General features: G+C 40.3%; 17 protein-coding genes. All 17 read left to right on the top strand.

Annotated features, from left to right (window positions below; translation table 11 throughout):
- Window positions 1–10: 10 nt before the first annotated feature.
- A complete protein-coding gene (locus NSQ61_RS08190; protein ID WP_063386853.1) occupies window positions 11–586 on the top strand; it encodes an ECF transporter S component in 576 nt (191 codons plus the stop codon).
- A gap of 11 nt (window positions 587–597) precedes the next feature.
- Window positions 598–2,055, top strand: coding sequence for an ABC transporter ATP-binding protein (locus NSQ61_RS08185; protein WP_117016832.1), 1,458 nt, complete (start codon window positions 598–600; stop codon window positions 2,053–2,055).
- An 11-nt stretch (window positions 2,056–2,066) separates the two neighbouring features.
- Window positions 2,067–2,864, top strand: coding sequence for an energy-coupling factor transporter transmembrane component T family protein (locus NSQ61_RS08180; RefSeq protein WP_094245563.1), 798 nt, complete (start codon window positions 2,067–2,069; stop codon window positions 2,862–2,864).
- A 336-nt stretch (window positions 2,865–3,200) separates the two neighbouring features.
- On the top strand, window positions 3,201–4,448 hold the full coding sequence (gene urtA / locus NSQ61_RS08175; protein ID WP_117016831.1) for an urea ABC transporter substrate-binding protein: 1,248 nt from the start codon (window positions 3,201–3,203) through the stop codon (window positions 4,446–4,448).
- 24 nt (window positions 4,449–4,472) lie between these two features.
- Window positions 4,473–5,375: an urea ABC transporter permease subunit UrtB gene (urtB, locus tag NSQ61_RS08170; RefSeq protein ID WP_094245564.1), complete on the top strand. Its 903-nt coding sequence runs from the start codon at window positions 4,473–4,475 to the stop codon at window positions 5,373–5,375.
- Window positions 5,376–5,386: 11 nt separating this feature from the next.
- On the top strand, window positions 5,387–6,451 hold the full coding sequence (gene urtC, locus NSQ61_RS08165; RefSeq protein ID WP_063386858.1) for an urea ABC transporter permease subunit UrtC: 1,065 nt from the start codon (window positions 5,387–5,389) through the stop codon (window positions 6,449–6,451).
- Window positions 6,426–7,175, top strand: coding sequence for an urea ABC transporter ATP-binding protein UrtD (gene urtD, locus NSQ61_RS08160; RefSeq protein WP_063386859.1), 750 nt, complete (start codon window positions 6,426–6,428; stop codon window positions 7,173–7,175). The genes urtC and urtD overlap by 26 nt, the downstream gene beginning before the upstream one ends.
- Window positions 7,169–7,870 carry an urea ABC transporter ATP-binding subunit UrtE gene (gene urtE / locus NSQ61_RS08155; protein WP_340806692.1) on the top strand — a complete coding sequence of 234 codons (702 nt, stop codon included), beginning with the start codon at window positions 7,169–7,171 and terminating at the stop codon, window positions 7,868–7,870. Before urtD ends, urtE begins: the two co-directional genes overlap by 7 nt.
- A gap of 206 nt (window positions 7,871–8,076) precedes the next feature.
- Window positions 8,077–8,379: an urease subunit gamma gene (locus NSQ61_RS08150; protein ID WP_063386861.1), complete on the top strand. Its 303-nt coding sequence runs from the start codon at window positions 8,077–8,079 to the stop codon at window positions 8,377–8,379.
- Between the two features lie 13 nt (window positions 8,380–8,392).
- Window positions 8,393–8,716 (top strand): urease subunit beta, encoded by a 324-nt coding sequence (locus NSQ61_RS08145; RefSeq protein WP_340806690.1) that lies wholly within the window; start codon window positions 8,393–8,395, stop codon window positions 8,714–8,716.
- On the top strand, window positions 8,713–10,422 hold the full coding sequence (gene ureC / locus NSQ61_RS08140) for an urease subunit alpha (protein ID WP_340806688.1): 1,710 nt from the start codon (window positions 8,713–8,715) through the stop codon (window positions 10,420–10,422). Before NSQ61_RS08145 ends, ureC begins: the two co-directional genes overlap by 4 nt.
- Before the next feature lie 11 nt (window positions 10,423–10,433).
- Entirely contained in the window at window positions 10,434–10,883 is a 450-nt protein-coding gene (gene ureE, locus NSQ61_RS08135) for an urease accessory protein UreE (RefSeq protein ID WP_340806685.1), read from the top strand.
- The gene (locus NSQ61_RS08130) at window positions 10,876–11,559 is read left to right on the top strand and encodes an urease accessory protein UreF (protein WP_327848515.1); all 684 of its coding nucleotides are present in this window, start codon (window positions 10,876–10,878) and stop codon (window positions 11,557–11,559) included. Before ureE ends, NSQ61_RS08130 begins: the two co-directional genes overlap by 8 nt.
- A gap of 166 nt (window positions 11,560–11,725) precedes the next feature.
- Window positions 11,726–12,334: an urease accessory protein UreG gene (ureG, locus tag NSQ61_RS08125; protein WP_063386865.1), complete on the top strand. Its 609-nt coding sequence runs from the start codon at window positions 11,726–11,728 to the stop codon at window positions 12,332–12,334.
- A gap of 2 nt (window positions 12,335–12,336) precedes the next feature.
- Entirely contained in the window at window positions 12,337–13,146 is an 810-nt protein-coding gene (locus NSQ61_RS08120) for an urease accessory protein UreD (protein ID WP_340806682.1), read from the top strand.
- Between the two features lie 26 nt (window positions 13,147–13,172).
- Window positions 13,173–13,805 carry a HoxN/HupN/NixA family nickel/cobalt transporter gene (locus NSQ61_RS08115; protein WP_340806680.1) on the top strand — a complete coding sequence of 211 codons (633 nt, stop codon included), beginning with the start codon at window positions 13,173–13,175 and terminating at the stop codon, window positions 13,803–13,805.
- Between the two features lie 215 nt (window positions 13,806–14,020).
- Complete coding sequence (locus NSQ61_RS08110; protein ID WP_063386867.1) at window positions 14,021–15,697, top strand: sigma-54 interaction domain-containing protein; 1,677 nt, start codon at window positions 14,021–14,023, stop codon at window positions 15,695–15,697.
- Window positions 15,698–15,936: the final 239 nt, after the last annotated feature.

Here is a 15,936-nt window from a genome sequence, read left to right as displayed (position 1 = left end):
TTTGATCATAATGAAAGGATTAAAACTGACAGACATTCTAGTAACAATTGTTATTTCGATCGTTTTTGGAATTGTTTATAAACTATGGGGACCGCTTTACTATGCGGTCAAGCCGATCGGGCTGCATGTCGACCAGCTCATATACGGTATGTGGTTTATTGCTGCGACGGTCGCCTTTCTTATTATTCGCAAGCCCGGAGTAGCGCTGATAGCGGAAACAGCAGCGGCATCTGCAGAATTTATAACCGGCTCTGAATTCGGCATAGAGGTTCTTCTATACGGAATCGTCCAAGGACTATTTGCAGAGATCATTTTTGCGATATTTCGATATAAAAAGTTTAATATCGGTGTTGTCATGCTGGCTGCAGCCGCTTCAGCAGCTGGTTCGCTAATTATGGATCTTTATAAAGGCTATATAGATGACTTAGTATTTTGGAACTTGCTATTATTCATTGGAGCTCGATTGATTGGCTCAATCATTATTGCCGGCGCGTTTGCCTATTATCTAGTGAAATCTTTGGAAGCAACAGGAGTGACTAATTTAGTAAGACCTGCGTCGCATGAAGATTATGACGCACTGAACTAGAGGTGGCAAACATGGATCTAGTATGCGAAGTGAAAAATTTACGATTAAAATATCCTGGAGAGGAATCCTTGCTTTTTAAGGATGTATCCTCTTCTTTCTATAAGGGAGAAAAAGTCTTGCTTCTTGGTCCTTCCGGCTGTGGGAAATCGACGTTTTTGCAAGTGTTAAGCGGTTTAATTCCAAAATCTATTGAAGTGCCGATGAAAGCAGAAAAAATCTTGACCCCGTCATCTTGGGGATATGTGTTTCAAGATCCTGACACGCAATTTTGCATGCCGTATGTAGATGAAGAAATGGCTTTTGTTTTGGAAAATTTGCAAGTGAAAAGAGAACAAATGCATGAAAAAATGCGAGTTTACCTGGAAATGGTCGGCCTTCATTTTGATGATCTTCATATCAGCATTCAATCATTGTCAGGCGGGATGAAGCAACGGCTGGCGATCGCCACTGTTTTAGCATTGCATCCAGACGTGTTATTTTTGGACGAGCCGACTGCAATGCTGGATCCGGAAGGGACAAAAGCGGTATGGGACACGATGAAACAAGCAGCTCAAGATAAAACAGTTATCATCGTTGAACATAAAATTGATCATGTTCTTGACTTTGTCGACCGCATACTTTTATTTAATCAAAAAGGACAAATCGTCGCAGACGGTCCGAAAGAACAAATTTTTTCTCGGTATCGGAAAGAAATTCGCGAAGACGGCATTTGGTATCCCGGTGTATGGGAGGATTATCTTCGTGATAAGCAGGGGTATTACAAAAAAACCTCTTTAAAAGAACAGGTCGTGATTGAGCTCGAGCAATTTAAAGGATATCGAAAGAAGGAAGTCAAAATCGATGTACCGTATGGAAAGGTTCATGCAGGTGAATGGATTGCGATAGTGGGGAAAAACGGCGCCGGAAAGAGCACTTTGTTACATTCATTGATGCAGTTTATACAAACGACCGGCACTTATTTGCTGTTAGAAAAAGAAGCAAAGAAAATAAAAAAGCTTTCCAACATGCTGTCGTTCGTTTTTCAAAATCCGGAATTTCAATTTGTCACCAATTCAGTTTACGATGAAATTGCTTATTCGTTGAGGATTGAACGGATGAAAGAAGAAGAGATACGAACAAAAGTAGAAGAAATGCTCGAATTATTTCATTTACAGAAGCACCGGCATCAACACCCGTATCAGCTTTCAATGGGACAAAAAAGAAGATTGAGTGTTGCCGCTTCAATTGTCAAAAAACAGCCGATCATGCTTTTAGATGAACCGACTTTTGGGCAAGACTCATCCAATACATTTCAGCTTCTGGAGCTTTTAGAACATTATCGCAAACAAGGGTCTACCATTTTGATGGTGACACATGATGAGCAAATAGCAAAACATATGGCGACAAGAATTTGGCGGATCGAAGGCGGGAAGCTCGTAGAGGATGAAATTCATTCTTGTGAGGATGAGCAGATGTATGTTCAGATATAGGGGGATCTACAATGGATTTTGACATAAAAGAAACATGGCTGCATAAAATCAACCCGAGCTTAAAGCTATTGTTTCTGATCGTTTTATTTATTAGTGTTCTGTTTATTCACAACATTAATTTTTTAATCAACTACACAGTTGCCGCCTTTCTTTTATTTGCTTTTTTTACCGGTCATCCGATGAAGCGCATACTTTTATTGCTGATTCCATTCGTGCTTATTTTTGTGTCGACTGCTACCTCCATGATCTTTTTTGGAAAAGGTGAGACAACATGGTGGAAATGGGGGCTGATCCATATTACAGAAGAAAGCTTTTATCGCGGTCTTCATTTAGGATTTCGTGCCCTTATCTTCGCTCTGCTTGGGTTAATGTTTTCGTTAACGACAAGACCGGTTTTTTTATTTTATTCGTTAATGCAGCAATTAAAGTTGAAGCCTAAATATGCTTACAGCTTTATGGCAGGCATTCGTTTAATCCCTATTATGATCGAAGAGTTTCAAACAATACGGCAAGCGATGATTGTAAGAGGTGTTGAACAAAGAAAAGGCTTAGCGAATTTTTTTCATAAATTGAAAGCATACTCGATTCCGCTGCTATCGCAAAGCATTCGCAGAGCGCACAGAATTGCTGTAGCGATGGAGGCGAAAAGATTTTCGAATGACACAAAAAGAACGTTTTACTACGAAATCGGGTTTTCCAAATACGATCTTTGCTTTGTCCTTTATTTTATAATCGCTATTTTGTTAAGCTACTATGCAGCTAAGATGCTTCCGTTTTTCCCGGTTACAGATGTAAGGTATATTGAATAAATGGCAGCCGGCTGCAAAATGCTTTTTCATAATCGCTGCATGGTAGATTTAAATGATTGAATAGTCCCGAAAGCATCCAAGTAAAGTGATTGTCCCAACTTACGAAACGATGGACAGTGTCAAACAATTTTTTCTGAAAAGGAACAAGAAGTAAACCATTTTGAAGCAAAAAGTGAATGAGTTTGTTTGATTAAAAAGAGCCTCTAGGGGAAACACCTAGAGGTATTTTTTTTGAAAAATCATGTTAACATTTTTTCCGTACTTGTTGTATGAAGGAAAGAGAATCGGTATTTTTGTTATATAAAATTACATAAAGTGTTAAAAAGGGGGACAATAATGAAAAAAATTTTTTTATTTCTAACGGTTTTCTCTGTAATTTTCGCAAGTGGATGTGCCATGTCTTCTGCTTTAGAGGAAAAGGAATCAAGCGATGGACAGAATAGCGAACAAAATGAAACGGATGTTGTGAAAGTCGGTATTCTCCATTCATTAAGCGGCACGATGGCGATCAGTGAAGTTTCTTTAAAGGACGCAGAATTAATGGCGATTGAAGAAATTAACAACTCAGGCGGGCTTTTAGGAAAGAAAATTGAACCGGTTATTGAAGACGGCGCATCTGACTGGCCGACTTTTGCTGAGAAAGCAAAGAAATTACTGCAACAGGATAAGGTAGCGACGATTTTTGGCGGCTGGACTTCCGCAAGCAGAAAGGCCATGCTGCCGGTAGTCGAACAAAATAAAGGCTTGCTTTGGTACCCCGTTCAATATGAAGGAATGGAATCTTCTCCGAACATTTTTTATACGGGGGCGACCACCAATCAACAAATTGTGCCTGCTGTCAGCTGGCTGTTAAACAATAAAGGGAAGAAGTTTTTTTTAATTGGCTCGGATTATGTGTTTCCGCGCACGGCAAACAGTATTATTAAAGCACAATTAAAAGCTGAAGGCGGAGAGGTAGTTGTCGAAGAATATACACCTTTAGGACATACTGATTACAGCACGGTCATCAATAAAATGAAAAAAGTGAAACCTGACGTAGTCTTTAATACATTAAATGGAGACAGCAATGTCGCCTTTTTCAAACAATTGAAGGATGCCGGAATCACATCGAAGGATGTTACTGTGATGTCGGTCAGCATTGCTGAAGAAGAAATTCGAGGAATCGGCGGTGAAGTATTAGCCGGCCACTTAGCGGTATGGAATTATTTCCAGACAACGGATACACCAGAAAACAAAGCGTTTGTTGAAAAATATAAAGAAGCTTATGGTGAAGAGCGTGTAACGGATGATCCGATTGAGGCGGCTTACATAGCTGTTCATTTATGGGCAGAAGCAGTAAAAAAAGCGGGATCTTTTGAGGTTGAAAAGGTCAAGGAAGCTGCGAAGGGAATCGAGTACAAAGCTCCGGGCGGCACGGTAAAAATAGAAGGGGAGAATCAGCATCTGTGGAAAACAGTAAGAATCGGCGAAATTCAACCGGACGGCCAATTTAAAGAAATTTGGAATTCTGGTGAGCCGGTGAAGCCGGATCCGTATTTAAAAAGCTATTCTTGGGCGGAAAAATTATCTAAAAATAATGAATAATCTAAATTGATAGGAGTGAACAGCTTGTCAATTTTCATCAGTCAACTGTTTAACGGGCTGAGCCTTGGATCGATCATGTTATTGATCGCCCTTGGCTTAGCTATAACGTTTGGCTTAATGAATGTCATCAACATGGCCCACGGTGAATTAATTATGGTCGGTGCGTATGCAACCTATGTAATGCAGCTCATTTTTTCTAAATATTTGCCGGAAAACTTGTTTAATTATTACTACTTTATTGCTATACCGATTTCATTTCTCGTTGCTTCGTTTATCGGTTATCTGCTTGAAAAAGGAATCATTCGTTTTCTATATAATCGACCAACAGACAGTCTTTTGGCCACTTGGGGAATTAGTTTGATTTTGCAGCAGATTGCCAGATCCATATTTGGCGCTCCGAATGTTGCGGTTGTTGCACCTGCTTGGATGGATGGAGGCTGGCAAATATTTGGTATTACATTGCCTTATAAAAGGTTGTTGATTTTATCTCTGTCAATCGTTTGTATCGCTTTGCTTTATTATTATTTAAACAAAACGTCTACCGGTTTGAGAATAAGAGCGGTCACGATGAATAGAAATATGGCCTCTTGTTTAGGAATTTTTACAAGAAAAATAGATTCTCTAGGCTTTGCTCTCGGAGCTGGATTAGCCGGAATCGCTGGCTGTAGCTTAACTTTATTAGGACCGATCGGCCCTACAATTGGAACGTACTATATTGTCGATGCGTTTATGGTTGTCATTTTAGGAGGAATTGGCGGATTGAAAGGGACGATTATCGGCGCATTTGGCATTGGAATGCTTAGCACTGTTGTTGAATATTCCTTCGGCGCCACGATGGCAAAAGTCATTGTATTTGCAGTGATCATTTTATTTTTGCAGTGGAAACCGTTAGGTATTTTCTCTTATCGCACAAGGGCATTGGATTAGGAGGACGGATTATGCGCAGAAAACAAATGATTTATCTGTTATTTTTCCTGATTTTACTTCTGGCCCCGTTTTATTTAACCGAATTCCGCTTAGCGTTGCTCGGAAAATTTCTTTGCTATGCGATCATTGCAGTAGGAATCTGTCTTATTTGGGGGTACACCGGGATATTAAGCTTAGGTCACGGCGTGTATTTTGGGATTGGAGCTTATTGCATGGCGATGTATTTAAAATTGGAGGCTTCAAAAGGAGCGTTGCCGGATTTTATGGAATGGAACGGAGTGCAGGAGCTCCCGTGGTTTTGGAAGCCCTTCTTTAATCCTTTCTTTTCCATAATGGCAGCAATTTTCATACCAGCTATGCTGGCAGCGGTTTTGGGCATGCTTACGTTTAAAAACCGGATCAAAGGCGTCTATTTTTCTCTTTTGTCACAGGCAGTCGTTGTTGTCGTCGTCACACTTTTAATTGCCAAACAGGATTTGACAGGCGGTACAAACGGATTAACCAATTTTAGCACCGTTTTTGGGTTTTCTTTATCCTCACCAATGGTACAAATTGTTTTATATGCTATTACCGTTTTCGCTTTGTTTGCCATTTTTATGTTATCTGTTTGGATTACCAAAAGCAGACTTGGCCATGTATTAATTGCCATTCGGGACGGCGAAAACCGCCTTCGGTTTTTAGGATTTGATCCGGCTGTTTTTAAAGTGTTTATTTACAGTTTATCGGCTTCGTTTGCCGGAATAGCTGGCGCGTTGTTTGTTTTGCAGGTCGGTCTCATTTCTCCTTCGATGATGGATATTATCCCTTCAATTGAAATGGTTTTATGGGTAGCCATCGGCGGTCGTCATTCGTTATTCGGCGCCATAATCGGAGCAATTTTAACAAACGGAGCCAAAAGCTTTTTCAGTGAAACATATCCGGATGTTTGGCTTTTCTGCTTAGGCATTCTATTCATTTTGATCGTTGTTTTTTTCCCGAAAGGAATTGCCGGGTTGTTCGAAGCTTTTCCAAAGCGTATTGCGAAATTTTTTGAAAAAGGTGTGAAAAAAGGTGAATCCGATTCTGTCGTGTCATGATATTATTGTTGATTTTGACGGCTTTAAAGCGCTTCAAGGTGTCAATTTAGATGTTCATCACGGAGAAATTCGTTTTTTAATTGGTCCGAATGGTGCGGGCAAAACGACTCTTCTTGATGTCATCTGCGGCAAAACAAAAGCAGCAGATGGAAAAGTGATGTTTCAAGGAGTAGATTTGACAAAGCGGAGAGAGCACGAAATCGTTCGGCATGGAATCGCTAGAAAATTTCAAAATCCGTCCGTTTTTACTGAATTAACCGTATTTGAAAACATGGAGTTATCGATCAAACAAAATAGAAATCTTTTTTCCGTTATGAAGGCGAAATTAACCGCGGATGAAAAAGACGAAATTACGGCAATGCTTGAGAGAACCGATCTTTTAGATCGAGCTTATGACCCAGCAGGCTTGCTGTCCCACGGCCAGAAACAATGGCTTGAAATCGGCATGCAGCTGCTGCAAAAACCGGAAGTTTTACTTCTTGATGAACCGATTGCCGGCATGACTGGGGCGGAAAGGGAAAAAACCGGCTTGTTTATTCAAGAAATAGCTGAGAAATGCGCAGTGCTGATTGTTGAACATGATATGGATTTTGTTCGGAATTTTGCTGAACAGGTAACAGTTATGCATGAAGGGAAAATTTTGTGTGAAGGTTCCATGGAGGAAGTGCAGCAAAATGAGCTTGTTGCAGAGGTTTATTTAGGAAGGGAGGCAAAGGTGTGCTAAAAATATCTAGTTTGAAAGCAGGATATGATGAAACGATGGTGTTGAATAATGTTCATCTTGAAGTTGAAAAAGGAAAGGTCGTTTCCATTCTGGGAAGAAACGGGGCGGGAAAAACAACATTGATCAAAACGATTGTTGGATTGTTAAAGCCGATGGACGGGACTATTTATTGGAATGATCAGGAAATTACACATGAGCTTCCGGAAAGGAGGGCAAAAAAAGGAATCGGATATGTTCCCCAAGGCAGGGAGATTTTCTCTTCGCTGACTGTGGAAGAAAATCTCATTTTAGGCTTTGAAGCTGTTTCGAAAAAGATAGAAAAAACGCTTGTTTTAGAGGAAATTTTCGAGCTTTTTCCTGTTTTAAAGGAAATGTTGAAGAGAAAAGGAGGAGATTTAAGCGGCGGGCAGCAGCAGCAATTGGCCATAGCGAGGGCTCTTGCCGGGCAGCCCGAGCTATTATTGCTGGACGAACCGATGGAAGGGATTCAACCATCTATAGTAGAGCAAATACAGGAGGTCATTGTAAAAATTGCGTCCAAAAAAGGAATTGGCGTCGTTTTAGTTGAGCACAGCATAGATTCAGCATTTGCCTGTTCTGATGAATACTTTATTTTGGACAAAAGAACTGTTGTATCAAAGGGTGTAGTAAAAAACACAAATATTGAAGACATTCAACAATATTTAGTAGTTTAATTTAAAACTTCCTCCTCCCCCTAGAAAAATTTTTTTAAATTTTCCATGTTAAAAAATATAACATAACACTTGGTGTTTCACATAGTGTGAATTATATTTGTAATAAAAAATAACATAAAAACACCTTTTATCTTCAACCCATTGAGGGAAATGGAATGTAAGAAAATCGTGTTATTTTTGATTGTCTGTTAGAAAGGAAGGGTGTTATGAAGCTGACAGCCCGAGAGCAGGAAAAATTGATGGTCGTTGTTGCTGCAGATTTAGCGCGCAGAAGGCAGAGAAAAGGCTTGAAGCTGAACTATGCGGAAGCAGTGGCCATCATCACATATGAGATTATGGAGGGCGCAAGGGAAGGACGGACGGTTTCGGAGTTGATGCAATATGGCACAAAAATTTTAACTAGAGATGATGTGATGGAAGGCGTTCCGGAAATGATCGAAAATATCCAGGTGGAGGCAACATTTCCAGACGGAACGAAGCTTGTAACCGTCCATGATCCGATCCGGTAAAAGAGGTGAAAAAATGATTCCAGGGGAATATCGATTAAAATCAGCTCCGATTGTTTGCAATAAAGGGAAAGAGGCGATCAAGCTCAATGTTGTCAATAGAGGGGACCGTCCAGTACAAGTCGGTTCGCATTTTCATTTTTTTGAAGTAAACAGGGCGCTCGAATTTGACCGGCAGCTGGCGTTCGGCAGGCATTTAAACATTCCGTCCGGAACGGCGGTAAGGTTTGAGCCGGGCGATGCGAAAATCGTAGAGCTCGTTGAATTTTCGGGAAAAAAAGAAGTGTACGGTCTAAATAATTTGACGAACGGACTGTTGACAAAGGAGGCGGACAAATGAGTTTTCAAATGCCGCGCAAACAATATGCCGATATGTTCGGCCCGACAACTGGAGACAGCATTAGATTGGCTGATACGGAACTCTTCATTCAAATCGAAAAAGATTTTACCGTATACGGAGATGAAGTAAAATTCGGCGGTGGGAAAGTGATTCGCGACGGAATGGGACAGCATCCATTTGCCGAAAGGAAAGACGTGATGGATCTTGTTCTCACAAACGCCATTATTATTGATTATACAGGTATTTATAAAGCGGATATCGGCATAAAGGATGGGAAAATTGCCGCGATCGGAAAGGCGGGAAATCCATTATTAATGGATGGCGTCACAATGGTAATCGGAGCTTCAACCGAAATCGTTGCGGCAGAAGGAATGATTGTTACGGCAGGCGGAATCGATACCCATATTCATTTTATATGCCCTCAGCAAATTGAAACAGCTTTGACATCTGGAATTACAACAATGATAGGAGGAGGAACGGGGCCTGCAACAGGGACAAATGCAACGACTTGTACACCGGGTGAATGGAATATTTATAGAATGCTGGAGTCAGTTGAACATTTTCCTATGAATTTCGGCTTTTTAGGGAAAGGAAATTCATCCGGAAAAAAAGCGTTAGAGGAGCAAATCAAAGCAGGTGCAGTTGGTTTAAAACTGCATGAGGACTGGGGTTCAACACCGGCGGCGATCGATCAGTGTTTATCCGTAGCTGACGAGTATGATGTGCAAGTTGCCATCCATACAGATACGTTAAATGAAGCCGGTTTTGTAGAAGACACCATTGCAGCGATTAAAGACCGGGTCATTCATACATACCATACAGAAGGCGCAGGCGGGGGACACGCCCCGGACATTATGAAAATGGCCAGCCTGCCAAACGTTTTGCCTTCTTCGACAAATCCGACAAGACCGTTTACAGTCAACACGCTCGAGGAACATTTAGATATGCTGATGGTTTGCCATCATTTGGATCCGGCTATTCCTGAAGATATCGCCTTCGCCGATTCCCGCATTCGCAAAGAAACGATTGCGGCGGAAGATATTCTTCATGACCTTGGCGTATTCAGCATGATCAGTTCCGACTCGCAAGCGATGGGAAGGGTCGGCGAAGTGATTATGCGGACATGGCAAACCGCAGATAAAATGAAAAAGCAGCGGGGCTCCTTAAAGGGAGACGGCCAAGATCATGACAATTTCAGAGTGAAAAGATATGTGGCAAAATATACGATCAATCCTGCGATTGCCCACGGAATATCTGAATATGTCGGCTCTGTAGAAGTCGGCAAATTGGCGGATTTAGTTGTTTGGAATCCGGCCTTTTTTGGGGTGAAGCCGGAAATGATCATCAAGGGCGGAATGATTGCCTATAGTTTGATGGGAGACCCAAATGCATCCATTCCAACTCCGCAGCCTGTTTATTACCGTCCGATGTTCGGATCATTTGGCAAAGCTGTTTCACAAACATCGATCACATTTTTGTCAAAAGCAGCAATAAAAGCCGGCATTCCCGAAAAGTTAAAGTTGCAAAAAATCGTGAAATCCGTCAAAGGAGTTCGTACATTGACGAAAAAGGACATGGTTTTTAATGGTGAAACTCCTTCTATCGAAGTCGATCCACAAACGTATGAGGTAAAGGTGGACGGTGAATTGATCAATTGTGAGCCGGTTGAAGTTGTTCCGATGGCGCAAAGATATTTTCTGTTTTGAGGTGAAGACGGATGATTATTAAAGAAACACTTGGAAATATTTATGCAAAAGCAGTAAAGGGAAAACATGTGGAGCGCGTCTATTTAAGAAGCGATGATCTGCTCAAAAGAATTCAACGAGTGAAAACAGACCACGGGAACGAAATAGGGATTCGTTTAAAGGAGGAAAAGAAGTTGGCAGATGGTGACATTTTATATGAAGATGAAAACAATATGATCATTATTTCTGTCCTGCCTGAAGATGTCCTTGTCATTTGTCCGGCTACGCTGAAAGAGATGGGAGAAATTGCACATCAAATCGGCAACAGACATTTGCCGGCTCAGTTTGAAGGAAATGAAATGATCGTGCAATACGATCATCTTGTAGAACAACTTGCAAACGAGCTGAACATTCCATGCAAACGGGAGAAACGAAAAATAAAACAACCTTTTCGATATGTCGGACATCATCACCATGATTGATTGGCTGCCTTTATTGCAGATATGCGATTCAAACTTTCCTTCCGGAGCCTTCTCCCACTCGTTCGGATTCGAAACATATATTGTTGAGCAGAAAATAAAAGATGCAAGTACATTTAAAAGTTTTTTAAAAACGTACATTGACAAGCAGCTCGTCTATACGGACGGACTGGCTTGCCGGCTTGCATATCAATTTGAAAAAGAAGGGAAACAAGAGGAGCTTTGGAAGCTGGATGAGATTCTTTACGCCAGCTCAATGGCTAAAGAAACGAAAGAAGGAAACCGAAGAATTGGCGAGCAAATGCTGAAGCTTTGTTTAAATATTTACCCTCATCCAACACTGCAACAATATGCTCAAAAAATAAAAGCGAAGAAGCTTTACGGACATGCGGCTCTCGTTTTTGCCATTGTCGGGATAAAAATAGGAGCGGATGAAAAAACAACGCTTGTAACGTATTTGTATTCCACTATTCAAACGCTTGTACAAAACGGAGTCCGCGGCATTCCGATCGGTCAAAAAGAAGGGCAGCTGCTATTAAAAGATTTGCAGGAGGATGTGAGGAGAGCTGTTTTAAAAATTGGCAAACTATCGATCGACGATTTAGGTGCGCAATTACCTGGCCTTGAAATTGCACAAATGAGGCATGAGCAATTGCATGTAAGACTTTTTATGTCTTAACAGACTGTTTTCAGAGTTTCATTATTTTTACAAACTCTCTGCATGCTTGGCTGAAGCGAAAAGGTTGGAAAGTGTAAGAAGCGATCTGCTTCTTTTCAAAAAAACTGCAAAGCTTGATCAAAAGTTAAGGGGGGAAAGATTTGGGGCTAATCCCGAATCAGTCGAAATGGAACCTATACGAATCGGAATTGGAGGGCCAGTAGGAGCCGGCAAAACGCTGCTAGTGGAAAAATTGACTCGCTATTTGTCAAAGGAATTCAGTGTTGCTGTTGTCACTAATGATATTTATACAAAAGAGGATGCCTTATTTTTAATAAAAAACAGCGTTCTTCCGGAGGATCGGATTATCGGCGTCGAAACAGGCGGCTGTCCCCATACGGCCATTCGTGAGGATGCATCGATGAATTTTGCGGCAATTGATGAGTTAAAAGAAAGACACGAGGATTTAGATATGATTTTTGTTGAAAGCGGCGGAGATAACTTAGCGGCAACCTTCAGCCCGGAATTAGTCGATTTCTCCATTTATATTATTGATGTTGCCCAAGGGGAAAAAATCCCAAGAAAAGGGGGACAAGGGATGATTAAGTCTGATTTGTTTATCATCAATAAAATCGACCTCGCTCCTTATGTCGGTGCAAGTCTTGAAATCATGGAACAAGATACGAAAATGATGCGGGGGGAGCGACCGTTCTTTTTTACTAATTTAAAGGAAGAAATTGGTTTAGATAATGTGATCAATTGGATTAAACGAAATGCGCTGCTGGCAGGGTTGTAGAAATGGAAGGAATTTTGCAGATTCGCGCGGAGCAAAAAGGGGAGCGGACCGTAATTACGGATCACTTTTTTCAAGGAGCTTTGAAAATGACAAAGCCGGTCTATACGGAATCGTCGATACCGATCGTTTATGTGATTCATGTCGGCGGCGGATGTGTAGACGGGGATGAATACGCACAAGAAATTTCCTTAGGTGAAAAGGCAAGGCTTGCGGTGACGTCACAATCTTCAACGAAAATTTATAAAACACCGAAAAAACCTGTCAAGCAGAAATTCTTGTTTACATTGCAAAAAGACAGCGTGCTGGAATGTTTGTCAGATCCGTTGATCGTTTATGAACAGGCTCGCTTTGAGCAGGAAACCATCGTCCATATGGAAAAGGGTGCAGCCTTTTTGTACAAAGAAATTATTACGCCGGGCTGGTCTGAAACCGGGCAGCCGTTCTGTTTCGATGCAATTCGGCTAAAATTAAAAGTTTATAAGGAAAATCGATTGATTTTGTTCGATCATTTTTATCAACAAGGGGATCGGGGAATTGATCAATTATTGAATATGGAAGGCTATACACATTACGGTTCGTTCCTCGTTATTTCTGACGAAGTGGATGATAAATTAATGGAAAAGATTTCATGCCATTTGCAGGGAGGACCGTTTGATGGACGGATCGGCTTTTCAAGATTTTTGCCATCTGCCTTTATGATTAGAATTTTAGGAAACCATACCGATCACATTGAGGGGCTGTTTTTGGAAGTTCACCGATTGGCGAGAGCTTATCTATTAAAAGAACCTCCAATCCTATTACGAAAATATTAAAGAGATAAATAGAAGAGGTGAAAAATGTGTCAGACAATTTTTTATCCGTGCTTTTTTTCGGATTGATTCTCGGGATGAAACATGCAACTGAACCGGATCATGTGATTGCTGTGTCCACAATTGCCAGCAGGACAAAAACTTTAAAGAAATCCAGTTTAACAGGAGTATATTGGGGAATTGGACACACCGCTACCCTTTTGTTGATCGGGATGATCGTGATCGGATTAAAAACAGCTATTCCGGAGAAGGTTTCATTGACATTGGAATTATTCGTCGGGATTATGTTAGTGATTTTAGGAATTTTAAGTCTTCGCGATGGCAGGCACAAACTGGCGCGAAACGATGAAACGGAATATACAAATATTAAATCATTGATCATCGGTTTTATTCACGGTTTGGCAGGAAGCGCGGCAATGGTACTGTTAACGATGACAACTGTTGAAAGCTATTTTCAAGCGTTTTTATACATCTGCATTTTCGGAGTCGGGACGATCATCGGCATGTTTTGTTTTACAACCATTCTCGGTCTGCCGTTTATTCTCGGAAGCAAAGTGAAAGAATATGTTCCGTTCATTTGCTCGCTTGCCGGAGCAATTAGTATATTATACGGCACCTTTTATATTTATGAAATCGGCTTTAAAGACGGATTGTTTATATAAATCGATTAATTGCTTAAAACCTCGTTTGGATCACTCCATCCAAATGGGGTTTTTTCATGTGTATTGGGATTATTTACTAAATCATTAAAGTATTGTATTCTTTTAATAATCATCCACATTTTTTGTAGAAACTGGTTCGTAAATCAAATATATGTAAAGAGGCGAAAAATCGCCAACCTAAAAAATCCGCGAAACTGTGAGATAGAGGTGGTTAGATGAGCTCAGCCGTTCAATTTCAAATCCCCTTTCCCTATTTTGTCATGTCCCCTAACGAAGAAATCCTCTTTGGCAACGAAGTATTCAATGAATACGTCCGTACTTCTACTAAACATAAAAAAATACACGACATATTTCATATATGGGAAGAATTCAAACATGGAAAAGTTGTGCGAACGGAGGTGGAAGGGAAAAGCTGCATGTTTCTGAAAACGAAAATAGAAGAATCTCAACATTTCTTTTATATAGGGACTTTTTCCTTAGATTTAATTTCATTGCTTGATGAGTTAAAAGAGACCCATCGCCTTAACCGTGAATTAGACGCCATTATCGAAAACTCTTACGACGGCATTTATATTACGGATAAAGAAGGTGTTACGATTAAAACGAATTCGGCAATCGAACGAATTACTGGAATTCCAAAAGAATACTATATTGGGAAAAAGGTAGATTATCTTCAAAAGAGAGGGATTTTAAAAGACTCTGTAACTCATAAAGTTTTGAAAACAAAAAGAACGGTGTCAGTTGTCCAACTAAACTATTCAGGAAGAGAAACATTGTTAACAGGCAATCCGATTTTTAACGAAAACGGCGAAATTGAGGGAGTTGTCACAAATATTCGCGACTTGTCCGAATTAAATGAGCTCCAGAAAGCCTTAAAAAAAGCAAATGAATTAAATGAGACATATAAAAAAGAGATTGACCGATTAAAAAGAAACAAGGAAGATGAGCATGATGTCGTTGTCAATAGCCAGCAGATGAAATTCATTTACGACACTGCCAATCGAATTATCAATGTAGATGCAACCGTATTGATTTTAGGCGAAACGGGCGTTGGGAAGGATGTGTTGGCTCGGCATATTTATGACAATAGCGAAAGAAGGTTTAAAGGGGAATTTGTTAAGGTCAATTGCGGAGCCATTCCCCCTGAATTATTGGAATCTGAGCTTTTTGGATATGAAGGCGGCGCTTTTACCGGAGCGAATGCAAAGGGAAAACAAGGTTTGTTTGAGGCGGCTGACAAGGGCGTGCTTTTTTTAGACGAAGTGGGAGAATTGCCATTAAACTTGCAAGTCAAATTATTGCGCGTGATTCAAGAAAGAGAAGTACAAAGGTTGGGTGGTACGAAAACAAAAAAGGTAGACGTGAGAATTATTGCAGCAACAAATCGTGATTTGAAAGAAATGGTCAAAAAAGGGGAGTTTCGAGAAGATTTATTTTATCGTTTAAATGTCGTCCCGATTCACATCCCTCCTCTAAGAGAAAGAAAAGAGGACATTTTGCCATTAGTAGAAGTGTTTTTGCGAAATGTAAACAAAAAATATCGGAAGCAAAAGAAAATAGACCCTGAATTAAAAGACTTTTTTTACCATTACCATTGGCCGGGAAACATTCGCGAGCTGTCCAATTTGATTGAAAGAATTGTGCTCGTAAATCGGGATCAATTGTTAAAGGTTCATCATTTGCCGCCGGAATATCAAAATGAAAATACGTTCCATTCGAATATTCCATCTTTAAAGGAAGCGATGGAGCAAGCTGAAAAGAATATTTTAAGAATGGCTTGTAAAAAATATAAAACGACGTATGAAATAGCGGAAGCACTGCAAACGAGTCAGCCAACAGTGGTTCGAAAGCTGAGAAAATACAACTTAAATATAAATGGTCATGAAAACTAGCATGCAAAGATCATTTATACTCCTCTTAAACAATGCTGATAAAAATAAATTTACTCCAATCTTTTTCAAGAAAGGATTGGAGTTTTTTTGTGAATCAAAACTGATTTGATCGATTCATATTTGAATCAAATATTTTTCCGAGAAATAAAGACTTTTCTACAAAGTGATTTATTTATGAATTATTTTCCCTCGCTGCATTTCGGAAAAAAGCAATAAAACGATCATGTGTCATTGGCACG

It is taken from the genome of Aeribacillus sp. FSL K6-1121 (assembly GCF_038003725.1).
Classification (GTDB): Bacteria; Bacillota; Bacilli; order Bacillales; family Aeribacillaceae; genus Aeribacillus; species Aeribacillus composti.
Note: the sequence above shows the minus strand (reverse complement) of the source record. Positions and strands in the feature narration are given on the sequence as shown.